The organism is Variovorax sp. GW821-FHT10D07 (genome assembly GCF_059415325.1).
In genome coordinates this window covers 1-22,393 of sequence record NZ_JBWKMZ010000005.1, presented here as the reverse complement: position 1 = coordinate 22,393, position 22,393 = coordinate 1, and the positions used below count along the sequence as shown (strand labels likewise).

The following is a 22,393-nucleotide window of genomic DNA, read 5'->3' as shown; positions in this document are numbered from 1 at the left end:
CTCAGAGCCGCGTGCGCACCGACCACAGCTCGGGAAAGAAGCGGTGGTCGACCACGCTGCGCAGCCAGCCCACGCCGGCCGAGCCGCCCGTGCCGGGCTTGAAGCCCAGGATGCGTTCGACCGAGACGAAATGGCGCCAGCGGTATTGCGAGAACACGTCGGCGATGTCCATCAGCGCCTCGCCGAGCCGGTAGAGATCGTTCTCGGGTGCCGGGTCGCCGTAGACCTGCAGCCATGCGGCCTCCACGTCCGCGTTCGGCGCATAGCTGGCCGACCAGTCGCGCTCGAGCGCCTCGGCCGGCACCGGCACGCCGCGCCGGTGCAGCAGCGCGAGCACGTCGTCGTAGAGGCTGGGCGCATTCAGCGCACGCTCCATGTAGGGCCACACCTCGGGGTTGTTGGCATGCGCGCGCGCCAGCGGAATCGACTTGTTGCCGAGGATGAATTCCACGTGCCGGTACATGTAGGACTGCTGGCCCGAGGCGATGCCCAGCGTGTTGCGGAACTGGTTGAACTCGTGCGGCGTGATGGTCGAGAGCACATCCCAGGTCTTGGCCAGGAACTCGAGCAGCGCGCGCACCCGCGGCGCGAGCTGCAGCGCGCCGGCCACGTCGTCGGCGCGCACGCGCAGCTGCATGTTCGAGAGTTCGTAGTGGATCGCCTTGAAGCTCAGCTCCTTGCAGTGGGTGATGCACATGAAGACCATCTCGTCGTGGCCCTCGCTGCGCATGTGCTGCAGGCTCAGCAGCAAGTCGTTGCGCTGGTGCTCGAGGTAGGGGTTGCTGCGGCCCTCGAATTGCAGCAGCGGCTCGCCGTCGGTGTCCTGCACCGTGGCCGCGCGCTGGTGGTTGTCGCCGGTCGCGATCGGCTTGACCAGCGACAGCTCGAGCGCGGGATCGCGCACCGCGGGAATCACGCGCTGCCGCCGGGGGCGCGAGGGGGAAGCCGTCATGTCGTCGTCTCTCTGGCCCGCGTGCTGCGCGGACCGTGATGGGGATGCGGCGATTCTTCGGCCCCGGGGCCGGCGGCTCAACCTCCGGCGCGCCGGATTTGGTCACCGTTCGTCCGTGACCGGACGATGACAGCGTTCAGGCGGCGCCGTGGCGCCGGGCGTAGGCGCTGGGCGTGAGCCCGGTCCAGCGCTGGAAGGCGCGCGAGAAGGCCTTTTCCGACTCGTAGCCCACCGACTCGGCCACCTGGTGCAGGCTCAGCTGCCGGTTCTTGAGCTTCTCGGCCGCCAGCGTCATGCGGTAGGAACCCAGGTAGTGCATCGGCGTCACGCCCACCAGCGTGCGGAAGCGCTCGCTGAAGATGGTGCGCGACAGGTAGCTGGCCTGCGCCAGCGTCGCCACCGACCACGGATGGGCGGGCCGCTCGTGCATCAGCGCCATGGCGCGCGCGATGCTCTCGTCGTCGAGCCCGCGCAGGGTGCCCAGGCGCTCGGCCGGCGCGGCGGGACCGGCCGGCGCCGCCGACGGCTGCGCGTACAGGTGCTCGCAGAGGATGTGGACCAGCAGCAGGTCGGCCATGCGCGCGGCCGAGAGCTGCCAGCCCGGGCGCTGGGCCACGGTCTCGTTGACCAGCGTCTCCATCGCCAGCGCGAGCGAGGCGGTGGTCGGAATCTGCGCCTGGCGCAGCACGATCAGCGGCGGCAGGCTCGCGATGATCGAGCCCAGCCCCTGGGCCGGCAGCCACAGGTGCAGCGAGAACAGCTCGGTGACCGGACCGCCGCCGCCGTGCGAGAACACGATCGGGTGGTCGCCATGGCGGCCGGTGGAATGCGCGGCGATCAGCTCGCGGAACGGCCGCGCCTCGAGCCCCGGCGCCGACGACACGGTGTGCGCGCCGCCCTGCGGCAGCATCGCGATGTCGTGCGGCGCCACCTGCACCGGCTCGGCATCGGCCACCGAAATCCAGTAGGGGGCGCCGGTGCACAGGCGGATCAGCGGGCCGTCCACGCCGGTCGAGTGCAGCGCCCAGGGCGCCGAGAGCGAGAAGCGCGCCGTGACGGCGCGCTCGGATTTGTAGCCCGCGAGCAGGTGGCTCAGTGCGTCGCCGTCGCGTCCCGTGTCCATGCTGTTGCGTCGTGGCGTCCGTGGTCTGTCCGATTCGCGCGGATTATCTGGCATGGAAGCCGGGCGATTCGCCGCGGCGCGCCCACGACGGCGCGGTATGCAACACAATGGCGGCTCGCATGAAGACAACGACCTCGCAACCGAAGCCCCGAATGGCCCACGCAACCTTCGACAGCGAAAGCCAGCTGCGCGACCGCGGACTGCGCGTCACGCGCGCCGCCCAGACCGTGCTCGAGCTGCTCGAGCACACCTCCCAACCGCTCACGCACGACGAAGTCGCCGCGGCCTACACCACCGCCACCGGCGAGGAACCCGACCGGGTCACGATCTACCGCGTGCTCGACCGGCTGGTCGAGGTCGGCCTGTGCGACCGCCGCGTCGGCGCCGACCGCGTGAACCGCTTCGCGCGCCACGTCGAGGCCGCCTCGGGCAACACCTTCGAGTGCGACCAGTGCCACAAGGTGCTGGCCCTGCCCTCCGACCCCGAGCTGCCGAAGGTCATGGGCCGGCTCGGCCGCGCGCTACGCAAGCAGGGCATCGACACCCGCCGCACCGCGCTCACGCTGCACGGCACCTGCGGCGACTGCGTGCCGGCCGAAGCCGCACCCGCGGCCCGGCCCGCCGCCCGCCCTACACGTTCCAGGACGGGAAAGGGTCCGGCAGGTTCTGCCACCACGAGGCGCCGTAGCGCATCTCTTCCTCGGTGAGCAGGCAGGCATCGAGCCGCGCGCGCAGCGCGGCTTCGTCCATGCCGATGCCGATCAGCACCAGTTCCTGCCGCGCGTCGCCCGTGGCCGGGTCCCAGTGGCTCTGGATCAGCGCCAGTCCCTCGGGATCGCTGGGCCAGTGCTCGCGCGGCACCGCCGCCCACCAGAAACCCGCCGCGCCGTAGCGGCAGGCGCCCCCGGCCTGCGACCAGTTGCCCGCGCGCGTGGGCCGGCTCGCGAGCCAGAAGAAACCCTTGGAGCGCACCACGCCCTCCCATTCCTCCTGCACCAGGTCCCAGAAGCGCTGCGGATTGAACGGCAGCCGCGCGCGGTAGACGAAGCTGCGGATGCCGTAAGCCTCGCTCTCGGGCAGGTGCTCGCCGCGCAGCTCGGCCAGCCAGCCCGGTGCCTGCTCGGCCTGCGCGAAGTCGAACAGGCCGGTGTCGAGCACCCGGTCGAGCGAAATGCGACCGAACTGCGACAGCTCGATGCGCGCGCGCGGATTCAGGCTCTTGAGGATCGCCATCAGCCGCTCGCGCTCGGCCGCGCTCACCAGGTCGGTCTTGTTGAGCACCAGCACGTCGCAGAACTCGATCTGCTCGATCAGCAGGTCGACCACGGTGCGCGCGTCCTCGTCGCCCAGCGACTGGCCGCGCTGCCGCAGGCTGTCGGCCGAACCGTAGTCGCGCAGGAAATTGAAGGCATCGACCACCGTGACCATGGTGTCGAGCCGCGCCACGTCGGCCAGGCTCTTGCCGTCCTCGCCCGCGAAGGTGAAGGTCTCGGCCACCGGCAGCGGCTCGGAGATGCCGGTCGACTCGATCACCAGCTGGTCGAAGCGGCCCTCCTTCGCGAGCCGGCCGACCTCGATCAGCAGGTCCTCGCGCAAGGTGCAGCAGATGCAGCCGTTGCTCATCTCGACCAGCCGCTCGTCGGTGCGCGACAGCTCGGCCCCGCCCTCGCGCACCAGCGCGGCGTCGATGTTGACCTCGCTCATGTCGTTGACGATCACCGCCACGCGCCGGCCCTCGCGGTTGTGCAGGATGTGGTTGAGCAGCGTGGTCTTGCCGGCGCCGAGGAAGCCGGACAGCACGGTGACGGGAAGGCGTTGGGGCATGGCGTGGGTCTCGTTGATATGCAACTGCATTGCATTATATGAACGACGCAACACGGTTGCATGTAAAGCGGAAAAGCGCCCGCCGCTCCCGCCTCCGGCCGCGCCGATAGACTCGGGGGCCGCCTCCGCCTTCCCGCCGCCGATGACCCCGCCCGTGCTCTACAGCTTCCGCCGTTGCCCCTATGCGATGCGCGCCCGCCTCGCGCTGGCGGCGAGCGGCCAGCGCTGCGAGCTGCGCGAGGTCGAGCTCAAGCGCAAGCCGCCCGAGATGCTGGCCGCCTCGCCCAAGGGCACGGTGCCGGTGCTCGTGCTGGCCGACGGCACGGTGATCGACCAGAGCCTGGACATCATGCGCTGGGCGCTCGCGGCCCACGATCCGCTGCGCTGGCTGCAGCCCGGCGACACCGAGGCGCTGATCGCCGCCTGCGACGAGGGCTTCAAGCCACAGCTCGACCGCTACAAGTACCCGGGCCGCTTCGCCGACGCGGTGCAGGCCGAGGCCCGCGAGCAAGGCGCGCGCTTCCTGCGCGAGCTCGAGGCGCGACTGGCCGCCTCGGCCTTCCTGCTCGGCGCCCACGCCACCCTGGCCGACGCCGCGCTGATGCCCTTCGTACGCCAGTACGCGATGGTCGAGCCGGCCTGGTTCGAGGCCCAGCCCTGGCCACGGCTGCGCGCCTGGCTCGCGGACTGGATCGCCTCGCCGCTGTTCGACAGCGTCATGCGCAAGAACCCGCCCTGGCGCAGCGGCGAGGCCGGCATCGCCTTCCCATGAGCACGCGCCTGCATTTCGACCTCACGACGGTCCAGCTCTTCATCGCCACCGCCGAGCTCGGCGGCGTCACGCGCGGCGCCGAGCGCATGCACATGGCGCCGGCCGCGGCCTCGCGCCGCATCCTCGAGCTCGAATCGCAGTTCGGCGTGGCGCTGTTCGAGCGCCGCCCGCACGGCATGGTGCTGACCGATGCCGGGCGCGCGATGCTCGCGCATGCGCGCAACATCACGCACACCGTGCTGCGCATGCAGGACGACGCGGCCTCCTACCTCGGCGGCGAACAGGGCGTGGTGCGCGTGGCGGCGCCGAAGTCGGCGGTGATCCAGTTCGTGCCGCGCGACATCGAGCGCTGCGCCGTCTCCTGCCCCGGCGTGCGCATCGACCTGCAGGAGATGAACAGCCAGGTGGTGCAGCAGGCGCTGCGCCGCGGCACGGTCGACATCGGCATCTACGAGGCCAGCCTCGGCGCCATCGACCTGCCGATGCTGCCCTACCGCGGCGACCGGCTGGTGGCCGTCACCGCGCGCGGCCATGCGCTGGCCGGCCGGCGCGAGGTGGTGCTCGAGGACATCCTGGCCTGCGACCTGATCGTGCTCAACGAGGGCTCGGCGATCTCGCTCATGCTCGCGCGGCTGGCCGACGAGACCGGCCAGCTGCTGCGCATGCGCATGCGCGTGGGCGGCTTCGACAGCATCGCGGCGCTGGTGGCGCAGGACCTGGGCATCGGCGTCATGCCGGCGGCGATCGCGCGCCACGTGGCAGCGGGCAGCCGCTTCGCGCGATTGCCGATCCGCGGCGACTGGGCGCGGCGCCAGTTCGTGCTGTGCCATCGCGCCGGGGATTCGCTGTCGCGTGCCGCGGCCAGCGTGGCGCGCGTGCTCGCGGATACGCAAAACGCGAATCCAGCCTCGCCCAAATAGCGATGGCGCCCGGCGCGGGCCTTGCGCACCATCCGTCGACCCTAAAGAACGACGGAGACATCGCAGCATGCAACGCAGAAGCTTCACCCTGGCGGCCGCGGCCGCCCTCGCCGCACCGGCACTGGTGCGCGCCGCGAACGAGGCGGCGCCACCGGCCGGCCCCGTGAAGATCGTGGTGGGCTTCGCGCCCGGCGGCGGCACCGACGTGCTGGCGCGCGTCATCGGCCAGAAGCTGGGCGCGATGTGGAACGCCTCGGTGCTGGTCGAGAACAAGCCCGGCGCCACCGGCGCGATCGCGGCCGACTACGTGAGCAAGCAGCCGCCCGACGGCAACACCCTGCTGATGGCGCACGTCAACAGCCACGCGATCGCGCCGGCGCTGCTGACCGGCGTGCGCTACGACCCGCGGCGCGACTTCACGCCGCTGACCCTGGTGGGGGTGACGCCGAACATGCTGACCTGTGCGCCCGCGCAGAAGGCGCGCACCCTGCCCGACGTCGTGGCCCTGTGCCGCGAGCGGCCGGGCCGCGTGTCCTTCGGCTCTTCGGGCATCGGCTCGGCGCAACACCTGGCCTTCGAGATGTTCAAGCTGCAGGCCAGGGTCGATGCGGTTCATGTGCCCTACAAGGGCTCGAGCGCCCTGATCGTCGACCTGCTCGGTGGGCAGATCGACTACGCCTTCGACACCATGACCGCCGCCACGCCCTTCGTGAAGCAGGGCAAGGTGATCGCGATCGCGCAGACGCGGCTGCAGCGCGCGCGCAGCCATCCCACCGTGCCCACGCTCGCCGAGTCGGGCTTTCCGGGGCTGGACGCGGCCTCGTGGTACGGCCTGGTCGGCCCGCGCGGCATGGCCGCGCCGATGGTGCAGCGCATGAGCGAGGACATCAACCGCGTGCTGGCCCTGCCCGACATCGCGCAGCGGCTCGACGAGTTCGGCGCCGAAGACGCGGGCGGCAGCCCCGAGAAGTTCGGCGCCTTCATCGCGAGCGAATACGCCAAGTGGGGCCGCATCGTGAAAGAAGCCGGCGTGCGCGCCGACGCTTGAGACCATTTTCCTTTCCCCCCTGAAAGACGCCAACCGATGAGCGACACCTCCTCCTCCCGTCCCCTCCCCTTGGCCGGCGTGCGCGTGCTCGATGTGAGCCAGGTCATGGCCGGCCCCTATGCCTGCATGCTGCTGGCCGACCTCGGCGCCGACGTCATCAAGATCGAGCCGCCGCAGGGCGGCGACCAGACGCGCGGCGCCATGGGCTTCAAGCTCAAGGGCACGGACAGCATGGGCTTCCTCAACATGAACCGCAACAAGCGCTCGATCGCGCTCGACCTCAAGTCCGACAGCGGGCGCGAGGTGCTCTACAAGCTGGTGGCGCAGGCCGACATCCTGGTCGAGAACTACCGCCCCGGCGTGATGAAGCGGCTGCGCACCGACTACGAGACGCTCAGCGCGATCAACCCGCGGCTGGTCTACGTGAGCATCTCGGGCTTCGGCCAAACCGGGCCCTGGGCCGGCCGGCCGGGCTTCGACCTGATGGCGCAGGCGATGTCGGGGATCATGAGCGTGACCGGCCATCCCGACGGCCCGCCCGCCAAGGCCGGCGTGCCGGTGGCCGACATCGGCTGCGCGCTGTTCGCCACCTACGGCATGCTGTCGGCCTACATCGGCGCCAAGGCCACGGGCCGCGGCCAGTACGTCGATGCCTCGCTGTTCGATTCCGCGCTGGCCTTCTCGATCTGGGACATCAGCGAGTACTGGGGCACCGGCCGCGAACCCGAGCAGCTCGGCACCGCCAACCGCATGAGCGCGCCCTACCAGGCAATGAAGGCGGCCGACGGCCACTTCGTGATGGGCGCGACCAACCAGAAGCTCTGGCAGACGCTGTGCGCCACGCTGGAACGGCCCGACCTGCTCGATGACGCACGCTTCGCGACGGTGTCGCTGCGGCTCGCGAACCGGCATGCGCTGATCGAGAGCCTCGAGCGCAGCTTCGCGCAACAGGGTTGCGAACACTGGATCGACCGGCTGCTGGCCGTGGGCATTCCGGCCGGGCCGATCCTCAGCTACCCCGAGGCCTTCGAGAGCGAGCATGGCCGGCACCGCCGCATGCGCATCGAGATCGACCACCCGGTGGAGGGCAAGGTGCCCAACATCGGCTTCGCGGTGAAGATGGGCGGCACGCCGCAGCAGGTGCGGCGCGCGCCGCCGCTGCTGGGGCAGCACACGGCCGAGGTGCTGGCCGAGCTCGGCATCGATGCGCCGGCGCAGCGCGAGCTGGCCGCGGCCGGAGCCTTCGGATCATGAGCGAAGGCAGCGTTCATCTCTCGGTGACGGCGGGCATCGCCACGCTGGTGTTCGACCGCCCGGCCGCGCGCAATGCCATGACCTGGGCCATGTACCAGTCGCTCGCCGCGCACTGCGAATCGCTGGCCGCGCGCGCCGGCGAGGTGCGCGTGGCGGTGCTGCGCGGCGCGGGCGGCCAGGCCTTCGTGGCCGGCACCGACATCGCGCAGTTCCGCGACTTCGCGGGCGGCGACGACGGCGTGGCCTACGAGCGGCGCATCGATGCCGGCATCGGCCTGATCGAGGCGCTGCCGATGCCGACCGTGGCGGTGGTCGAGGGCTGGGCCGTGGGCGGCGGGCTCGCGATCGCGACCGCCTGCGACTTCCGCCTCGCGACGCCGGGCGCGCGCTTCGGCGTGCCGATCGCGCGCACGCTGGGCAACACGCTGTCGTCGCTGAACTTCGCGCGGCTGCGCGCGGCCTGGGGCCTGCAGCCGGTGCGGCGCATGCTGCTGCTGGCGCAGATCCTCGATGCGAACGAGGCGCTGGCCTGCGGCTTCCTCGAGCAGGTCTGCGCGAGCGAGGCGCTCGACGGCGCGCTGCAGTCGCTGTGCGCACGGCTGGCCGCGCTGGCGCCCGTGACGCAGGCGGCCGCCAAGGAGGCGCTGCGCCGCGGCACGACGCAGGGCGCGCCCGACACCGACGACCTGGTGCGCCGCTGCTACGGCAGCGCCGATTTCGCCGAGGGCGTGGCGGCCTTCACCGAGGGGCGGCCGCCGGCCTGGCGCGGCCGCTGATCAGGTCGCGACCGCGCGCGCCGAGGCGCGCTGGATGCATTCGACGAAGTGCTGCGCGGCCGGCGTCAGCAACTGGCCGCGGCGCTTGACCACGCAGACGTTGAGCGTCGGCAGCGTCTCGACCACGTCCACGCGCCGGATGCCGTGGCGCTTGAAGCTCAGCGCGGCCAGCGGCTCGACGAACAGGCCGATCAGGTCCATCTGCCCGACCAGCGACAGCGCGACCGTGACCGAATGGCCCTGGATCACGCGCTGCGGCGCCGGCAGGCCCAGCGGCAGCAGCGCCGAGATCGATTCGCGGCCGCTGAAGTGATCGTCGCCCGGCAGGATCCACTCGGCGGTCGCGAGCTCGGCCATCGAGCGGCTCGCGCGCAGCGGATGGCGCTCGCGCAGTCCCACCACCAGCTTCACCGGAAACAGCTCGATCGCCTCGAACTGCGGATCGAGCCGGCCCGGCACCACGTGGGCCACCGCGAAGTCGAGCGAGCCCTCGCGCAGCCGAGCCAGCATCCAGGGCAGCACCGCCTCGCTGAACTGCACGTCGACGGCCGGCAACCGGCCATGGAAGTCCTTGAAGGCCGCCGGCAGGATGGTCTGCGCGAACGAGGTGCTGACGGCCAGCGCGACCCGGCCCGTGAGCCCGTCGCGGATCTGCGCGATCTCCTCGCGCGCGCGCTGCATGTCGGCCAGGAGCATGCGCGCGCGCGGCGCGAAGGCCTCGCCGAAGGGCGTGAGCCGCACGCCCTTGACGCTGCGCTCGACCAGCGGCGCGTCGACCTCGCGCTCGAGCTCGCGCACGATCTTGGTCACCGCGGGCTGCGAGATGCCGAGCACGCGCGCCGCGGCGCGGATGCTCATCTGCTCGACCACTGCGACGAAGGCGTGCAACTGGTTGGGTTTCATGGAGGACGGGTGCCGGACGGGCGACAACCAAAAGTTATCGTACTGGCCCAATTATTGTCTTTTCAGCGAGCAACCGACTCTCTAGCATCCGTCGCGGCCGAAGACCTTCGACCTACCCGCATTCCCACAGAACCACACCAACACCCCGAGACATGAGCCCCACCCGTCCCGCGCACAGCGCCGCCAGCCGGCGCCAGACCATCGTCGCCACCACCATCGGCAACGGCCTCGAGTTCTTCGACTTCACCGTCTACGGTTTCCTCGCGCTGGTGATCGGCAAGCTGTTCTTTCCCACCTTCAGCGGCTACGGCCAGCTGCTGCTCACGGTCGCGACCTTCGGTGTCGGCTTCATCATGCGGCCGCTGGGCGGCATCGTGATCGGCGCCTATGCCGACCGCGCGGGCCGCAAGAAGGCCATGACCTTGACCATCTTCCTGATGGCGCTGGGCTGCGCGGTGATCGCCTTCACGCCCACCTACGCGAGCATCGGCGTCGCGGCGCCGGTGCTGATCGTGCTGGCGCGGCTGATCCAGGGCTTCTCGGCCGGCGGCGAGGTCGGTGCTTCCACCACGCTGCTGGTGGAGCACGCCACGCCGCAGAACCGCGGCTACATGGCGAGCTGGCAGTTCGCGAGCCAGGGCCTGGGCGTGATGCTCGGCGCGGTGGTGGTGGGCGCGCTCACCTTCACGCTGTCGCCCGAGAACATGCAGAGCTGGGGCTGGCGCGTGCCCTTCGTCCTCGGCATGCTGATCGCGCCGGTGGGCATGTACATCCGCCGCCACCTCGAGGAATCGCTGCAGATCGCGCCCGAATCGGCCACCGCGCCGCGCCGCGAGAGCAGCCTCAAGATCGTCTGCTCGCAGCACGGCAAGACCGTGCTGGCCGCCATCCTCGCGCTGGTCGGCGGCACCACGGCGGCCTATGTCGTCACCTTCTACATGCCGACCTACGCGGTGCGCGAGCTCGGCCTCACGCCCTCGGTGGCGCTGTTCGGCGCCGCGCTCACGGGCTTGATCTCGTTCGCCTTCGCGCCCTTCGTGGGCCTGCTGTCGGACCGCGTGGGCCGCAAGCCGCTGATCCTCTGGAGCCGCGTCTTCCTCGTGGTGCTGATCTACCCGGGCTTCCTCTGGCTCAATGCCTCGCCCACGCCCGCCGTGCTGTTCATCGTGCTCGGCGTGCTGAGCCTGGGCCTGGTGGGCCAGACCGTGCCCGGCATCACGATGCTGCCCGAGATGTTCCCGAAGGCGGTGCGCGCCAGCGGCATGTCGCTGGTCTACAGCGTGGGCGTGGCGCTGTTCGGCGGCTTCGCGCCCTTCATCAGCACCTGGCTGCTCAACGCCACCGGCAGCAAGCTCGCGCCGGCCTGGTACCTGGTCATCATGACCCTGGTCTCGCTGCTGGGCCTGCTCTGGCTGCGCGACCACACGGGCCGCGACATCGACGCGGCCGGCGCGCACGCCTGATCTCCGTCGTCTCGAACATTCCTCCCCACGATCCCTCCATGACCGCTCTCACCCACAGCACCGCCGCCACGCGGCATTTCTCGGGCACCTATGTCGAGGCCCGCGCCAAGTTCCTCGAGGCCGCGCGCGCTCGCGGCGCTTCGATCGAGTCCTTCGTCAACGAAGTGCATCGCGGCGCGCTCGGCGAGGAACTCGCGACCGACGTCGCGCTGCTCGGCGCCATCGACGCGAAGAAGCTGCTGCTCGTGACCTCGGGCACGCACGGCCCCGAGGGCTTCTGCGGCTCGGGCGCGCAGGTCGCGACCCTGCACGACGAGGACCTGCTCGCGCGCCTGCAGCAGGCCGGCGTGGCGCTGCTGCTGGTGCATGCCGTCAATCCGCACGGCTTCTCGCACCTGCACCGCACCAACGAGGACAACATCGACCTCAACCGCAACCACATCGACTTCGGCGCGCCGCTGCCGGTGAACGCCGAGTACACCGACGTGGAACCGCTGGTGCTGCCCGCGAGCTGGCCGCCGACGCCGGCCGACGAGGCGGCCGTGGCCGCCTACATCGACAAGCACGGCATGCGCGCCTTCCGCGCCGCCGTCACCAAGGGCCAGTACGTTTCGCCCGACGGCCTGTTCTACGGCGGCACCGCGCCTTCGTGGAGCAACAGGACCATCCGGTCGATCCTGCGCAAGTACGCGGCCTCGGCCACGCACATCGGCTGGATCGACGTGCACACGGGCCTGGGCCCCTACGGCCACGGCGAGAAGATCTACCCGGGCCGCAACACGCCCGAGGACCTGGCCATGGCCCATGCCTGGTGGGGCGCCGACGTGTTCGCGCCCTTCGCGGGCGACTCGGCCTCGGCCGACGTCTCGGGCCCGGTGATCTCGACCGCCTACGACGAATGCCCGAACGCGCGCGTCGCGCCCATGGGCCTCGAGTTCGGCACCCTGCCCGACAACGAGGTGCTCACGCGCCTGCGCGCCGACACCTGGCTGCGCCGCCATCCCGAAGCCTCCGACGCACAGCAGCGCGAGATCCGCCGCCAGCTGCGCGATGCCTTCTACTGCGACAACGACGAGTGGAAAGGCATGGTGCTGGGGCAGACGCGCGTGGTGCTGCTGCAGACGCTGCAGGGCCTGCGCAAGGCCTGAAGACGGGGCGCGTCAGCCGAAGTTCGGCGCGCGCTTCTCGCGCAGCGAGGCCACGCCCTCGCGCACGTCGGCGCCCGCGAAGCCCATGAATTCGAGCGCCAGCGAGGCGTCGAAGGTGGGCCCGGCCTGGCGCAGCCAGTTGTTGAGCGCGTACTTGGTCAGGCGGATCGCGCTCTGGCTGCCGGCCGCGAGGCGGTCGGCCACCTCGTAGGCGCGCGGCAGCAGTTCCGCGTCCTCGACCGCCAGCGACACCAGGCCGATGCGCTCGGCCTCCTCGCCACTGACCGGCTCGCACAGCAGCAGGTGGTACTTGGCCTTCGCCATGCCGCACAACAGCGGCCAGACGATCGCCGCATGGTCGCCGGCCGCCACGCCCAGGCGGGTGTGGCCGTCGACGATCTTCGCGCCGCGCGTGGCGATCGAGATGTCGGCCAAGAGGCCCGCCACCAGCCCCGCGCCCACGGCCGGGCCGTGCATCGCGCTCACGATCGGCTTGTCGCAGTTGATGATGTTGTAGACCAGGTCGCGCGCCTCGCGCCACACGCGCTGGCGGATCGCGTCGTCGGCCGTCATGTCCTGCACCATGCCGAGATCGCCGCCGCCCGAGAAGCCCATGCCCTCGCCGCGCAGCACGGCGCAGCGCACCGAATCGTCGGCCGAGACATCGCGCCAGATCTCGGCGAGTTCGCGGTGGCCGTCGTGGCCGGCCGTGGGCAGCTTGCCGTTGGCCGCGCGCATCTGGATGTCGAGCACGGTGCCGTTGGCGCCGCGGCGCGTGATGGCGAGGGTCTGGTAGCGGGCGTAGTCCATGGTCTTTCCTGTCTCCGGTGCGCGCCGATCGCGCACGCTCGTTGTTCTTTCAGCGCTGCGCCGCCACCTCGCGGCAGCGCTTCACGTTGGCATCGAGCCGCGGCGCGAGCCCGGGCTCGCAGACATCGCCCGCGGGATCGAGCCGGCACAGGCCGACCACCACGTAGTCCATCACGGCGTCGGTGCACATCGGGTACTTGGCGAGCTGCGGATTGGCCCGGGACTTGAAGCCCCAGCGTTCCGAGAACTCGATGGTGCGCGCCATCGCGCCATGGAAGAACTCGCGGTTCCTCGAGGCGACGGCGGCCTCCATGCGCGGCAGTTCCTCGTTGAGGTAGCCGACCGATTCGAGCGGGAAGTCGGCCGGATTCTGCGACTGCGCACAGGCGAGCGAGGCGCCCAGCAGCAGCGGCAGCAGGCAGGCGGCGCGCAACGGGCGCGAGTGGGTCGGCGAGGAAGGGGCGGTGCGATGGCGAGGCATGGCCGTCGATTCTGCAACGTTTGCTGACAGTTTTGAATTCAGTCCGATGCGCCGGCGCCACGCGGCGCTTCCACGAAGCGCAGGTCGAGGCCCGCGCAGGCGTGGCGCGCGAGCACCAGCTCGTCGGGCGACGAGGCCTCGAGCAGTTGCCGTTCGGCCAGGAAGGTGCGCGCCTGCGGCAGCGAGCGCACGCCGAAGCACAGCGATTCGATGGTCGCGAACGGATGCCGGCCCGGGGCCAGCGCCACGGCGATGTCGGGCATCAGCGCGAGCGGGCCCCGCGGCGAGGCCGTCAGCGCGCGCCATCGCACGCTCGCCTCGGCCTGGTCGGGCACGGCCAGGCCGATCCGCCGCAGGCCGATCATCCCCAGCGGCCCGCCCGCGCTGGCCTGGAAGACCTCCGCATCGCGAGCACGCCGCTGCGGCGCATCGAGCTTCTCCGGCCACGGGTAGATCGTGCCGGCCGCATCCCAGGCGCAGAAGAAGACGCAGCAGGCATCGGAGGACAGGTCGAGCAGCACCGCGTTGGTGAAGTTGGTGACCGACGCGCCCGATGCGTCCTGCGTGCGGAAGGCGCGCGGCGGCTTGCAGGCGATACCTCGCGCGGTCAGTTCGGCGATGCTCGCTTCCAGGTCGGCCGGGTCGAGCGCCAGGCCCTGCACGCGCGGCGGCTGCGCCTCGGGCGGCATGTCGGCGTCGTCGCGCGCGGCCCAGAGCTCGAGGTTGGTGTTGCCGACGTTGATCCAGCCGAAGCTCGCGAAGGCGCTGTGCTGCAGCGGCCAGCTCACCGGCAGGCCGAACTCGCCGGCGAGCAGCGACCACAGCGGTTCGACCGCGCGCAGGCGGATCACCACGTGGTCGAGCGCGCGGTACGCTGCCATGGCCGCCCCGCGGGCCTACCGCCCCTTCTTCTGCTTGTCGAACTTGTGCCAGTACCGGAACTCGTCCTCGTGCACCTCGAGGTCGACCTCCGACACGCGCGCCTGCAGCCGCTCCTGCACGTCGGCCACGGCCTTGTTGTAGATCGTGGGGCCGACCTCCTCGAGGAAGAAGCCCAGCAGCGCGCCGGCGGCGACATTGCCGATCGGCTCTTCCATGTTCTCGCGGAAATAGCGCTCGATCGAGGTGATGGCCTGCTGGCGCAGCTCGCGCGAAATCTCGATGGTCATGCGGCGGGGTCCTTGCTGGATGCTCGAAAAGGGCATTGTGCCGATGCGTGGAGAATCGGGCCCCCGGCCGCGGCGCGAATGCGGCGGCCGCTCCCCCAACCGAACCGATCGATCTCCATGGCCCGTCCCTCCCGCCAGCCCCGCATGCTCGAACGCGGCATCCTGTGCCTGCTCATCGGCGCCGCCGTGCTGCTGGGCCCGCACTTCCTGCAGGGAACGCGCTGGTTCGAGATGGTGGCGGGCGCCTCGGTGGTGGGCTGGTTCGCGCTCGCGCTGGGCGCGGCGCTGGTGGTGGTCGAGCTGGTGAAGCGCGGCAAGGATTCGCAACGGCGCTGAGCCGCGCGCCGCTCAGCGCCGCAGCTTCTTGACCAGTTCGACGACCGCGAGCACCACCGCGCCCGCGACGATGCCGACGCCGGCATTGACCAGCATCGAACCCAGCGTGCCGAACACGCCCGAGGTCGCGGCCCAGGCCTCGACCGCATGGCCGAGCGCGGGCACGCCGTGCACCAGGATGCCGCCGCCGACCAGGAACATCGCGGCGGTGCCGGCGATCGACAGCCCCTTCATGAGCCAGGGCGCGCCCGCGAGGATCGCGCGGCCCACGCTGCGCGCGGCGGCACTGCCGCGCTGGCTCAGGTAGAGGCCCGCGTCGTCGAGCTTCACGATGCCGGCCACCAGGCCGTAGACGCCCACCGTCATGATCAGCGCGATGCCCACCAGCACGCTGAGCTGGGTGGTGAAGGGCTGGCCCTGCACGGTACCCAGCGTGATCGCGATGATTTCGGCCGAGAGGATGAAGTCGGTACGCACCGCGCCCTTGATCTTGTCCTTCTCGACCGCCACCACGTCGACCGCGGCATCGGCCACGGCCTGTTCGTGGCGCGCGGTGTCGGCCGCGTGTTCTTCCTTGTGCAGGAACTTGTGGGCCAGCTTCTCGCAGCCTTCGAAGCACAGGAAGGCGCCGCCCACCATGAGCAGCGGCGTGACCAGCCAGGGCAGCCAGGTGCCGATGGCCAGCGCGGCCGGCACCAGGATCACCTTGTTGACCAGCGAACCCTTGCACACCGCCCAGACCACGGGCAGTTCGCGGTCGGCCTTGACGCCGGCGACCTGCTGGGCATTGAGCGCGAGGTCGTCGCCGAGCACCCCGGCCGTCTTCTTGGCGGCGACCTTGGTGAGGACCGATACGTCGTCGAGCACGGTCGCGATGTCGTCGAGCAGCAGGAGCAGGCTGGAGGCCATGGATGGGCGAAAGGAAAATGAAAGGCGCGAGCTTAGCCGCTGCCGTGTGCAGGGTCCGTGAATATCCGCACATGCCGGGCCCGCGCCTTCGGCCGCGGCCACGCGATGTACGCCGAAAGCAGTCGGCCGAAGCCCTGGGCCGTCAGAGCGCGCTCAGCGCGATCGCCAGCATCGTGGCCAGCGAGACGCCGAACACCGCGAGGCCGACGGCACGGCGGCGGTGCGTGAGCATCCACAGCGCCACGCCCGAGAGCGACAGGAAGATCAGGCTGCCGGCCAGCGTGTCGACCAGCAGGATCCACGCGAGCGGCATGCCGCCGCCCTTGTGCATGTTGGTGAGGGTGGCGACGAGGCCGTTGTGGGTGGTGGCCACACCCACCGAGCGGTTGCCCTGCCAGTAGTCGGCCTGCACGGTCTGGTTCGGGCCGCCGAAGTTGAAGGTCCAGTGCGCGGGCTGGGTCAGCGCGGGCGCCTCGGGATCGGCCTTGCGGTCGACCCAGGCCACCGGCTTCGCGGGCTCGATGCGCGTGGAGCGCGGCGGGCCGTCGGTGCGCAAGGCCTGCTGCAGCCAGGCGGCCATCGCCTCGGGCGTGGCCGGCGCCGGCTCGGGCAGCGCGAGCTGGGCCCGGCTGCGTTCCTGCGATTGCGGCAGCTTCAGCACGTTGCGGTGGTTGAGCCAGATGCCGCTGAAGCCGAACAGCAGCCCGAGCACCGCGCCCCAGAGGCCGAACCAGCCATGGGTGCGGCGGATCCACTGCACGGCGAGCGTGCGGCGCTGGTGCGATGGCACCCGGCGGGCGTGGCCCGGGGCGTGTCCGGCGTCCATGTCAGGCGACGTTGCGTTTGAGGCGGATTTCCTCGATGCGCACGCTGCCGATCTGCGTGGTCTTGGCGGTCTTCATCTCGCGCTTGAAGCCGGCCAGCTCGTGGAAACGCATCGCGCGGTCGTTGCGGATCGGCACCCAGATGGTGACCGTGGTGCAGCCCTCTTCCTCGAGGCCTTCGCGCGCGGCGTCCCAGAGGGCGACGCCGATACCCTTGTCCCAGTGCTCGGGACGGACGTAGAGGGCCCAGATCTCGCCCGCGGTGGACGGGGTCTTGGGGTCGCGCGAGCGGTCGAAGCCGACGAAGCCGACGACCTTGCCGTCGAGCTCGGCCACGTGGACCTGCGGTTCGCTGAACTCGATGGCTTCGCGCCACTTGGCCTCGCGCGAGGCGAGCGCCAGCGCGCGCAGCTCCTCTTCGGGCAGGATGCCTTCGTAGGCGGCCTTGGCGGCGGCGGCGTGGACTTCTGCGATGGCCTTGGCATCGCGCATCGTGGCGGGGCGAACTTCGTGGTCGGACATGAATGCGGGAAAAACGGATGGAACCGCCTATTGTCGCCGCACCGCTAAACTCCCAGCCCATCATCGCAGCAGCTCAGGAGAAACCTCATGGCCAAGGGTCAGCAACGTTCCAACAAGGAAAGCAAGAAACCGAAGAAGGACACCTCCCCGCCGAAGGCCCCGGCACTCGGCGGCGAGCCGGTGCGCGCGGTCGTCACCACGGCGGTGATTCCGCGCGGCAAGCTCAAGAACAAGTGATCCGCCACCCGTGAGCGACGCACCGGCCTCGCCGCCCTCCCCCACCGCGCCCCCGGCCCAGCCGCGCAATCCGCTGCACGGGCTGACGCTCGAAGCCATCGTGACGGCGCTGCAGGCGCACTACGGCTGGCAGCAGCTGGGCGAGCTGGTGCCGGTGCGCTGTTTCACGCACGAACCCAGCGTGGGCTCGAGCCTGCGCTTCCTGCGCAAGACGCCGTGGGCGCGCGAGAAGGTCGAGAGCCTCTACCTCTTCATGCTGCGCGAGCAGCGCCGCCAGGGCACGTCGACGCCGCGGCCATGAAGGTCCGCCTCGAGCCCTCGGGCCTGGTCTTCGAGACCGAGGCCGGCACCAGCGTGCTGAAGGCGGCCGAGGCGGCCGGCATAGAGATGCCGAGCTCGTGCCGCAACGGCACCTGCCGCACCTGCATCTGCCAATTGCTCGAAGGCGAGGCGCGCCACACCATCGAATGGCCGGGCCTGAGCGCCGAGGAAAAGGCCGAGCGCTGGATCCTGCCCTGCGTGGCCGAGGCGCTGGGCGACATCGCGATCGACGCGCCGCAGGCCTTCTCGCTGTTCGACGACGCCTGACTCAGCCGCGCACGGCCGGCGCCGCCACCACCAGCCGGTCGCGCTGCGCCAGCGAGGGGAAGAGCCTGAACCAGGTCAGCGCGACCAGCATCGTGCCGACACCGCCCACCACCACCGAGCCCACCGGCCCGAGCAGCGCCGCGGTGGCGCCCGATTCGAATTCACCGAGCTGGTTGCTGGCGCCGATGAAGATCGAGTTGACCGCGCTGACCCGCCCGCGCATGGCATCGGGCGTCTCGAGCTGCACCAGCGTCTGGCGGATCACCACGTTGACCATGTCGGCGCCGCCCGAGACCGCGAGCGCGACCAGCGAGACGATGAAGCTGCGCGAGATGCCGAACACCACCATGCACAGGCCGAACAGCGCGATCGCCATCAGCAGCGCGCGGCCCACGCGGCGTTCGATCGGCCGGCGCGTGAGCGCGATCGACATCACCAGCGCGCCGACCGCGGGCGCGCCGCGCAGCAGGCCCAGGCCCCAGGGGCCGGTGTGCAGGATGTCCTTGGCATAGATCGGCAGCAGCGCCACCGCGCCGCCCAGCAGCACCGCGAACAGGTCGAGCGAGACCGCGCCGAGCACCGGCTTGCGGTTCCAGATGAAGTTGACGCCCGCGAACACCGTGCCGAGCGTGACCGGCTCGCGCGCCTTGGGCACGTAGGCATAGCGCAGCCGCAGCACCAGCGCGCAGGCCACCACGAAGAACAGCACGCTCGCGCCGTAGACCACCGCCATGCCCGCCACGAACAGCAGGCCGCCGAGCGCCGGCCCGCCGATGATCGCGCCCTGCATGCCGGCCGAGCTGAAGGCCATGGCGCGCGCCAGCATGACCGGCGGCACCAGCATCGGCGTCAGCGCCTGCTGGGCCGGCATCTGGAACGCGCGCACCGCGCCCAGCACCAGCGACAGCCCCAGCAGCAGCGCGCGGCTGTCGTGGCCGCGCAGCACCGCGAACAGCAGCGCCAGCGCCACCAGCCCCTGCACCGCGAAGCAGGCCGCGACGATGCGGCCGCGGTGGTGGCGATCGACCACGTGGCCCGCGAGCAGCGCCAGCAGCAGCGCCGGCACGAACTGGTAGAGCCCGACCAGGCCCAGGTCCCAGGCGCTGTTGGTCAGGTCGTACATGTGCCAGCCGATGGCCACCAGCAGCATCTGCGAGGCGGCGGTGCCGAACAGGCGCGCCACCCACATCTGCATGAACGGGCGTTCGCGCGTGAGGTCGGAAAAACTCGGTGGGGAAGGCACCGCGCCGGCGGCGGCATCGAGGGGGGAGGAGGCGGAGGCTGAGGAGCCAGTGGCGGGGCCGGACATCCGTCCGAGGATAGCCCACCCACCGTGAGCCGCGCATGAGCGCCCGCCAACGCCCCTGCCCGGCCACGCTTCTACACTCGGGCCCTCCCATGGCCCCGACCCCGCTACGACCCGTTCACGAAGACGCCCACCTGCTGGTGCTCGACAAGCCCGCCGGCCTGCTCTGCGTGCCCGGCCGCGGCGAGGACAAGCAGGACTGCCTGAGCGCGCGTGCCCAGCGCCAGTGGCCCGATGCGCTGATCGTGCACCGGCTCGACATGGCGACCAGCGGCCTGGTGCTGATGGCGCGCGGCCTCGAGATGCAGCGCGCGCTGAGCGATGCCTTCGCCACGCGCCAAGTCGACAAGCGCTACGAAGCGGTGGTCGACGGCCTGCTGCCCGTGGCACGAGAGTGGGCCAGCATCGACGCCCCGCTGATGGCCGACTGGCCGCGCCGCCCGCTGCAGAAGATCGATCCCGCCGGCAAGCCCAGCCTCACGCGCTGGCGCGCCCTGGGCGGCATCGACGGCGAGGCGCTCTGCAGCTACCTGCTGCTGGAGCCGCTCACCGGCCGCTCGCACCAGCTGCGCGTGCACCTCGCGTCGATCGGCCATCCGATCCTCGGCGATGCGCTCTATGGCAGTCCCGAAGTGCAGGCGCGCGCGCCACGCCTGCTGCTGCATGCGAGCGCGCTGGGCTTCGAGCACCCGGCCACGCGCGAGCGCATGCGCTTCGCGAGCCGGCCCGATTTCGGGCCGCGCTTCGAGGCGTTGCGGGAGGCGGGAGAAGGCTCGGCGTGAGCGGCGGGAATCGGCGGGATTCGAAGGGGTGGCGCGGCGTTCTTCTCAGCCGCCCTTGACCACCAGCACCGGCACCATCGAGTCCTGCAGCACGCGCTGCGTCACGCTGCCGAGCAGCAGCTTCTCGATGCCGCTGCGGCCGTGCGAGCCCATCACGATCAGGTCGGCCGCGATGGCGATGGCCGTGTCCACGATGCCTTCGTGCACCACGTGGCCGTCGATCACGCGCTGGTCGCTGTGCAGGCCTTCGGCCGCCAGCGCGGCCACGCCGCGCGCGAGCGCCGCATTGGCGCTCGAGGTGGCCGCGGCGAGGTACTCGTTCTGGCCGAGCGCATAGTCCGCGCCCACGCCGATGAAGGGGTAGTTGTCGATCACGTGGATCAGGGTGATGCGGCTTCCGAAGGCCAGCGCCAATCCGCTGGCCTTGCTGACCGCGAGCATGGAAGTTTCGGAGCCGTCGATGGGGACCAGGATGTGATTGAACATGGCGGACCTCGCTTTCTTCGTTCGCAGGCAGACAGGGTCCAGTCCACGGGCCGTTGGAGATGGCCGAAGACCGGGCCCCGAATTTAACCGCAAGGCTGCGACACAACTGTAGGACGCCTCCCAGCCAGGGAAATCGCGGATACCGCGTGCGCGCGGCCCGCGCCTGCAGGCCGCGCAGCGCCTCGCGGCGCGGGTTTCAGTCGCCCTGAAAACCCTGGGCGCGGCAGGTGATCACCAGCGTGTCGCGCCAGCCCGTGCCGTTCTCCTCGAGCGGCTGGATCGGCGTCGATTCGTGGATTACGCGCGCATCGTCGAGCAAGAGCAGCGTCCACGGCTCGGTCATGGTGAAGCGCTCGCCGCGCCGCCCGTTGGCCTCGAACACGCGCGTCTCGCCGCCCTTGATGTCGTGGCGGCCCACCAGCGCCACCGCCACCAGGTCCACGCCATCGCGGTGCGCGCCCTCGGGCGTCGGCCGGCCGATGCCGCCCGCGGTGTCGATGCGGAACTGATGCGCTTCCACGTACCAGCGCTGCGCGCCGCGCAGCTGGCTCGCCGCTTCGCCCAGTCGCACGATCAATCGCTGCCAGGCCGGCTGCGCGATCGTGGCCGCGAGCATCGGCGCGAACCAGCGCTGCATGCCGCCATGCAGCGCGTTGTATTCGACCGGCTGCCAGTGCGCGCGGCGCGGCACCTGCCGCATCGCCTCGCCGTCGACGGTGAAGCATTCGTGGCGCCGCGTGCGATAGCGGCCGCCGTCCTTCAGGTATTCGTCGGGCGGAAGATCGTTCCAGTCGGCATGCAACGCCTCGAGCTGCGCGACCGGCAGGCCGAGCCAGTCGCCCACGGCCTGGGGCCCCAGCACCGCATAGCCCTGGTCGCGCAGTGCGGCCGGCAGTTCCGCGGGATGGATGAACGGCGGATCGAAGGCCGGGGTGGTCACGACGCCGTGACCTTCACGTCTTTCCAGAACGCGACGCGGTCACGGACCATCTCGGCCTCGGGCTTGGGGTCGGCGTAGTACCAGGCGGCGTCGGTGTTGAGTTCGCCGTTGACCAGGAGCGAGTAGTAGTTCGCGCTGCCCTTCCAGGGGCAGGTGGTCTTGTGGTTGCTGAAGGTCACGACGTCGCGGTTGAGCGACGACATGGGGAAGTAGTGGTTGCCCTCGACGAGGACGGTGTCGTCGCTTTCGGCGATGGTGGCGCCGTTCCAGGTGGCTTTCATTTGGATTTGGATCTCCGACTGGGGGATTTGTTTGGCCGGAGGGGTATTGTGACTGTTTGGTTTCTGGTGTTTTGTGGGGGTGGTTTTTTTGCTCTTTGAGGCTGAGGTTGGATGGGGGTTGTTTTCTTTGCTTTAAGCCGTTGGCCGGGTCTCGCCCCGGCGGGCGACTTACTTTCTTTGTCTCGCCAAAGAAAGTAAGCAAAGAAAGGCGACCCCGCTGTCTGTGTCCCTCCGCTTCGCTACGGGCAACCTGCGGTGCTCGGAGAAAGCGGGGGTCCGCAGAACTCGCTCCGCTGCGCTGCGCTCAGACAGCTGCGGCCCTTATCCCGCTTTCTCCTGCGCTCCTCGGCACAGCCAGAGGGGACTAGGGTCAACGCGCCATGGCGCGTCCTTGTGTGGGGTGTGCGCATGCGTAGGCCCTGGGTCTTCTTCCAACTGGGCCGAGCGAAGCGAAGGCCCGTTGGGCTTGCTCGGCCGAGCGCAGCGATGGCCCGACCCACCCCCTCTGGCTGCGCCGAGGAGCGCAGCGTTTCGCGGAT

28 protein-coding genes are annotated in these 22,393 nt (G+C 70.7%); 13 read left to right on the top strand and 15 right to left on the bottom strand.

All coding sequences use genetic code 11. The features are described from left to right. Position 1 precedes the first annotated feature (1 nt). Together AC07PU_RS17025 and AC07PU_RS17020 are read right to left on the bottom strand one after the other, a co-directional pair. Complete coding sequence (locus tag AC07PU_RS17025; RefSeq protein WP_495318970.1) at positions 2–952, bottom strand: tryptophan 2,3-dioxygenase; 951 nt, start codon at positions 950–952, stop codon at positions 2–4. Positions 953–1,088: 136 nt separating this feature from the next. Beyond that, entirely contained in the window at positions 1,089–2,075 is a 987-nt protein-coding gene (locus AC07PU_RS17020) for an AraC family transcriptional regulator (RefSeq protein ID WP_093339923.1), read from the bottom strand. A 152-nt stretch (positions 2,076–2,227) separates the two neighbouring features. On the opposite strand from AC07PU_RS17020, the gene AC07PU_RS17015 reads away from it, so the two are divergent. After that, the gene (locus AC07PU_RS17015) at positions 2,228–2,782 is read left to right on the top strand and encodes a Fur family transcriptional regulator (RefSeq protein ID WP_256222257.1); all 555 of its coding nucleotides are present in this window, start codon (positions 2,228–2,230) and stop codon (positions 2,780–2,782) included. Here the strand turns inward: AC07PU_RS17015 and zigA are convergent. Next, positions 2,706–3,899: a zinc metallochaperone GTPase ZigA gene (gene zigA, locus AC07PU_RS17010; RefSeq protein WP_093341203.1), complete on the bottom strand. Its 1,194-nt coding sequence runs from the start codon at positions 3,897–3,899 to the stop codon at positions 2,706–2,708. The genes AC07PU_RS17015 and zigA overlap by 77 nt on opposite strands. Positions 3,900–4,041: 142 nt before the next feature. Here zigA and AC07PU_RS17005 point away from each other — a divergent pair, with 142 nt between their 5' ends. The 5 genes from AC07PU_RS17005 to AC07PU_RS16985 all read left to right on the top strand — a co-directional run bounded on the left by AC07PU_RS17005 (position 4,042) and on the right by AC07PU_RS16985 (position 8,669). Then, positions 4,042–4,671, top strand: a complete 630-nt coding sequence (locus tag AC07PU_RS17005) for a glutathione S-transferase (RefSeq protein ID WP_495318967.1) — start codon at positions 4,042–4,044, stop codon at positions 4,669–4,671. Then, positions 4,668–5,591 (top strand): LysR family transcriptional regulator, encoded by a 924-nt coding sequence (locus AC07PU_RS17000; RefSeq protein ID WP_495318965.1) that lies wholly within the window; start codon positions 4,668–4,670, stop codon positions 5,589–5,591. Before AC07PU_RS17005 ends, AC07PU_RS17000 begins: the two co-directional genes overlap by 4 nt. A 67-nt stretch (positions 5,592–5,658) precedes the next feature. Next, positions 5,659–6,639 (top strand): tripartite tricarboxylate transporter substrate binding protein, encoded by a 981-nt coding sequence (locus tag AC07PU_RS16995; RefSeq protein ID WP_495318963.1) that lies wholly within the window; start codon positions 5,659–5,661, stop codon positions 6,637–6,639. Between the two features lie 36 nt (positions 6,640–6,675). Further along, on the top strand, positions 6,676–7,893 hold the full coding sequence (locus tag AC07PU_RS16990) for a CaiB/BaiF CoA transferase family protein (protein WP_490876738.1): 1,218 nt from the start codon (positions 6,676–6,678) through the stop codon (positions 7,891–7,893). Continuing rightward, positions 7,890–8,669, top strand: coding sequence for an enoyl-CoA hydratase/isomerase family protein (locus AC07PU_RS16985; RefSeq protein ID WP_431509681.1), 780 nt, complete (start codon positions 7,890–7,892; stop codon positions 8,667–8,669). Before AC07PU_RS16990 ends, AC07PU_RS16985 begins: the two co-directional genes overlap by 4 nt. Here AC07PU_RS16985 and AC07PU_RS16980 read toward each other — a convergent pair whose 3' ends face one another. Then, positions 8,670–9,572 (bottom strand): LysR family transcriptional regulator, encoded by a 903-nt coding sequence (locus AC07PU_RS16980; RefSeq protein ID WP_261217476.1) that lies wholly within the window; start codon positions 9,570–9,572, stop codon positions 8,670–8,672. A 152-nt stretch (positions 9,573–9,724) separates the two neighbouring features. On the opposite strand from AC07PU_RS16980, the gene AC07PU_RS16975 reads away from it, so the two are divergent. Further along, positions 9,725–11,035, top strand: a complete 1,311-nt coding sequence (locus tag AC07PU_RS16975) for an MFS transporter (RefSeq protein ID WP_093339942.1) — start codon at positions 9,725–9,727, stop codon at positions 11,033–11,035. 38 nt (positions 11,036–11,073) lie between these two features. After that, the gene (locus tag AC07PU_RS16970; protein ID WP_495318959.1) at positions 11,074–12,183 is read left to right on the top strand and encodes a M14 family metallopeptidase; all 1,110 of its coding nucleotides are present in this window, start codon (positions 11,074–11,076) and stop codon (positions 12,181–12,183) included. Between the two features lie 12 nt (positions 12,184–12,195). Here AC07PU_RS16970 and AC07PU_RS16965 read toward each other — a convergent pair whose 3' ends face one another. From AC07PU_RS16965 to AC07PU_RS16950, 4 genes are read right to left on the bottom strand one after another with little or no spacing between them, the layout of a single operon-like run. Next, positions 12,196–12,993, bottom strand: coding sequence for an enoyl-CoA hydratase/isomerase family protein (locus tag AC07PU_RS16965; RefSeq protein ID WP_490876704.1), 798 nt, complete (start codon positions 12,991–12,993; stop codon positions 12,196–12,198). A 49-nt stretch (positions 12,994–13,042) separates the two neighbouring features. Then, positions 13,043–13,474 carry a hypothetical protein gene (locus AC07PU_RS16960; protein ID WP_495318957.1) on the bottom strand — a complete coding sequence of 144 codons (432 nt, stop codon included), beginning with the start codon at positions 13,472–13,474 and terminating at the stop codon, positions 13,043–13,045. A gap of 38 nt (positions 13,475–13,512) precedes the next feature. After that, positions 13,513–14,355, bottom strand: coding sequence for a VOC family protein (locus tag AC07PU_RS16955; RefSeq protein WP_495318956.1), 843 nt, complete (start codon positions 14,353–14,355; stop codon positions 13,513–13,515). A gap of 15 nt (positions 14,356–14,370) precedes the next feature. Then, entirely contained in the window at positions 14,371–14,643 is a 273-nt protein-coding gene (locus AC07PU_RS16950; RefSeq protein WP_093339951.1) for a DUF2164 domain-containing protein, read from the bottom strand. 117 nt (positions 14,644–14,760) lie between these two features. Here AC07PU_RS16950 and AC07PU_RS16945 point away from each other — a divergent pair, with 117 nt between their 5' ends. After that, positions 14,761–14,979 carry a hypothetical protein gene (locus AC07PU_RS16945; protein WP_057597821.1) on the top strand — a complete coding sequence of 73 codons (219 nt, stop codon included), beginning with the start codon at positions 14,761–14,763 and terminating at the stop codon, positions 14,977–14,979. A gap of 12 nt (positions 14,980–14,991) precedes the next feature. Here the strand turns inward: AC07PU_RS16945 and AC07PU_RS16940 are convergent, their stop codons facing one another. The 3 genes from AC07PU_RS16940 to AC07PU_RS16930 all read right to left on the bottom strand — a co-directional run bounded on the left by AC07PU_RS16940 (position 14,992) and on the right by AC07PU_RS16930 (position 17,234). After that, positions 14,992–15,888, bottom strand: a complete 897-nt coding sequence (locus AC07PU_RS16940) for a DUF808 domain-containing protein (protein WP_495318953.1) — start codon at positions 15,886–15,888, stop codon at positions 14,992–14,994. 142 nt (positions 15,889–16,030) lie between these two features. Next, the gene (locus AC07PU_RS16935) at positions 16,031–16,714 is read right to left on the bottom strand and encodes a PepSY-associated TM helix domain-containing protein (protein ID WP_495318951.1); all 684 of its coding nucleotides are present in this window, start codon (positions 16,712–16,714) and stop codon (positions 16,031–16,033) included. A 1-nt stretch (position 16,715) separates the two neighbouring features. Next, positions 16,716–17,234 (bottom strand): GNAT family N-acetyltransferase, encoded by a 519-nt coding sequence (locus tag AC07PU_RS16930; protein WP_093339960.1) that lies wholly within the window; start codon positions 17,232–17,234, stop codon positions 16,716–16,718. A gap of 87 nt (positions 17,235–17,321) precedes the next feature. On the opposite strand from AC07PU_RS16930, the gene AC07PU_RS16925 reads away from it, so the two are divergent. From AC07PU_RS16925 to AC07PU_RS16915, 3 genes are read left to right on the top strand one after another with little or no spacing between them, the layout of a single operon-like run. Then, the gene (locus tag AC07PU_RS16925) at positions 17,322–17,471 is read left to right on the top strand and encodes a hypothetical protein (RefSeq protein ID WP_177239215.1); all 150 of its coding nucleotides are present in this window, start codon (positions 17,322–17,324) and stop codon (positions 17,469–17,471) included. Between the two features lie 10 nt (positions 17,472–17,481). Continuing rightward, a complete protein-coding gene (locus AC07PU_RS16920) occupies positions 17,482–17,772 on the top strand; it encodes a VF530 family protein (RefSeq protein ID WP_093339963.1) in 291 nt (96 codons plus the stop codon). Further along, the gene (locus tag AC07PU_RS16915) at positions 17,769–18,059 is read left to right on the top strand and encodes a 2Fe-2S iron-sulfur cluster-binding protein (RefSeq protein ID WP_209545440.1); all 291 of its coding nucleotides are present in this window, start codon (positions 17,769–17,771) and stop codon (positions 18,057–18,059) included. Before AC07PU_RS16920 ends, AC07PU_RS16915 begins: the two co-directional genes overlap by 4 nt. Position 18,060: 1 nt before the next feature. Here AC07PU_RS16915 and AC07PU_RS16910 read toward each other — a convergent pair whose 3' ends face one another. Beyond that, entirely contained in the window at positions 18,061–19,368 is a 1,308-nt protein-coding gene (locus tag AC07PU_RS16910) for an MFS transporter (RefSeq protein WP_495318948.1), read from the bottom strand. 89 nt (positions 19,369–19,457) lie between these two features. Here AC07PU_RS16910 and AC07PU_RS16905 point away from each other — a divergent pair, with 89 nt between their 5' ends. Then, on the top strand, positions 19,458–20,147 hold the full coding sequence (locus tag AC07PU_RS16905) for an RluA family pseudouridine synthase (protein WP_495318946.1): 690 nt from the start codon (positions 19,458–19,460) through the stop codon (positions 20,145–20,147). A 45-nt stretch (positions 20,148–20,192) separates the two neighbouring features. Here AC07PU_RS16905 and AC07PU_RS16900 read toward each other — a convergent pair whose 3' ends face one another. The 3 genes from AC07PU_RS16900 to AC07PU_RS16890 all read right to left on the bottom strand — a co-directional run bounded on the left by AC07PU_RS16900 (position 20,193) and on the right by AC07PU_RS16890 (position 21,854). Then, on the bottom strand, positions 20,193–20,633 hold the full coding sequence (locus tag AC07PU_RS16900) for a universal stress protein (protein WP_057597897.1): 441 nt from the start codon (positions 20,631–20,633) through the stop codon (positions 20,193–20,195). Between the two features lie 196 nt (positions 20,634–20,829). Beyond that, positions 20,830–21,573 carry a 2OG-Fe dioxygenase family protein gene (locus AC07PU_RS16895; RefSeq protein WP_495318943.1) on the bottom strand — a complete coding sequence of 248 codons (744 nt, stop codon included), beginning with the start codon at positions 21,571–21,573 and terminating at the stop codon, positions 20,830–20,832. Next, positions 21,570–21,854, bottom strand: coding sequence for a DUF427 domain-containing protein (locus tag AC07PU_RS16890; RefSeq protein ID WP_093339974.1), 285 nt, complete (start codon positions 21,852–21,854; stop codon positions 21,570–21,572). The genes AC07PU_RS16895 and AC07PU_RS16890 overlap by 4 nt, the downstream gene beginning before the upstream one ends. Positions 21,855–22,393 lie beyond the last annotated feature (539 nt).

Coding starts and splice junctions, on each gene's coding strand:
- AC07PU_RS17025 (WP_495318970.1), bottom strand. CDS start 952: ATGACGGCTTCCCCCTCGCGCCCCCGGCGGCAGCGCGTGATTCCCGCG.
- AC07PU_RS17020 (WP_093339923.1), bottom strand. CDS start 2,075: ATGGACACGGGACGCGACGGCGACGCACTGAGCCACCTGCTCGCGGGC.
- AC07PU_RS17015 (WP_256222257.1), top strand. CDS start 2,228: ATGGCCCACGCAACCTTCGACAGCGAAAGCCAGCTGCGCGACCGCGGA.
- zigA (WP_093341203.1), bottom strand. CDS start 3,899: ATGCCCCAACGCCTTCCCGTCACCGTGCTGTCCGGCTTCCTCGGCGCC.
- AC07PU_RS17005 (WP_495318967.1), top strand. CDS start 4,042: ATGACCCCGCCCGTGCTCTACAGCTTCCGCCGTTGCCCCTATGCGATG.
- AC07PU_RS17000 (WP_495318965.1), top strand. CDS start 4,668: ATGAGCACGCGCCTGCATTTCGACCTCACGACGGTCCAGCTCTTCATC.
- AC07PU_RS16995 (WP_495318963.1), top strand. CDS start 5,659: ATGCAACGCAGAAGCTTCACCCTGGCGGCCGCGGCCGCCCTCGCCGCA.
- AC07PU_RS16990 (WP_490876738.1), top strand. CDS start 6,676: ATGAGCGACACCTCCTCCTCCCGTCCCCTCCCCTTGGCCGGCGTGCGC.
- AC07PU_RS16985 (WP_431509681.1), top strand. CDS start 7,890: ATGAGCGAAGGCAGCGTTCATCTCTCGGTGACGGCGGGCATCGCCACG.
- AC07PU_RS16980 (WP_261217476.1), bottom strand. CDS start 9,572: ATGAAACCCAACCAGTTGCACGCCTTCGTCGCAGTGGTCGAGCAGATG.
- AC07PU_RS16975 (WP_093339942.1), top strand. CDS start 9,725: ATGAGCCCCACCCGTCCCGCGCACAGCGCCGCCAGCCGGCGCCAGACC.
- AC07PU_RS16970 (WP_495318959.1), top strand. CDS start 11,074: ATGACCGCTCTCACCCACAGCACCGCCGCCACGCGGCATTTCTCGGGC.
- AC07PU_RS16965 (WP_490876704.1), bottom strand. CDS start 12,993: ATGGACTACGCCCGCTACCAGACCCTCGCCATCACGCGCCGCGGCGCC.
- AC07PU_RS16960 (WP_495318957.1), bottom strand. CDS start 13,474: ATGCCTCGCCATCGCACCGCCCCTTCCTCGCCGACCCACTCGCGCCCG.
- AC07PU_RS16955 (WP_495318956.1), bottom strand. CDS start 14,355: ATGGCAGCGTACCGCGCGCTCGACCACGTGGTGATCCGCCTGCGCGCG.
- AC07PU_RS16950 (WP_093339951.1), bottom strand. CDS start 14,643: ATGACCATCGAGATTTCGCGCGAGCTGCGCCAGCAGGCCATCACCTCG.
- AC07PU_RS16945 (WP_057597821.1), top strand. CDS start 14,761: ATGGCCCGTCCCTCCCGCCAGCCCCGCATGCTCGAACGCGGCATCCTG.
- AC07PU_RS16940 (WP_495318953.1), bottom strand. CDS start 15,888: ATGGCCTCCAGCCTGCTCCTGCTGCTCGACGACATCGCGACCGTGCTC.
- AC07PU_RS16935 (WP_495318951.1), bottom strand. CDS start 16,714: ATGGACGCCGGACACGCCCCGGGCCACGCCCGCCGGGTGCCATCGCAC.
- AC07PU_RS16930 (WP_093339960.1), bottom strand. CDS start 17,234: ATGTCCGACCACGAAGTTCGCCCCGCCACGATGCGCGATGCCAAGGCC.
- AC07PU_RS16925 (WP_177239215.1), top strand. CDS start 17,322: ATGGCCAAGGGTCAGCAACGTTCCAACAAGGAAAGCAAGAAACCGAAG.
- AC07PU_RS16915 (WP_209545440.1), top strand. CDS start 17,769: ATGAAGGTCCGCCTCGAGCCCTCGGGCCTGGTCTTCGAGACCGAGGCC.
- AC07PU_RS16910 (WP_495318948.1), bottom strand. CDS start 19,368: ATGTCCGGCCCCGCCACTGGCTCCTCAGCCTCCGCCTCCTCCCCCCTC.
- AC07PU_RS16905 (WP_495318946.1), top strand. CDS start 19,458: ATGGCCCCGACCCCGCTACGACCCGTTCACGAAGACGCCCACCTGCTG.
- AC07PU_RS16900 (WP_057597897.1), bottom strand. CDS start 20,633: ATGTTCAATCACATCCTGGTCCCCATCGACGGCTCCGAAACTTCCATG.
- AC07PU_RS16890 (WP_093339974.1), bottom strand. CDS start 21,854: ATGAAAGCCACCTGGAACGGCGCCACCATCGCCGAAAGCGACGACACC.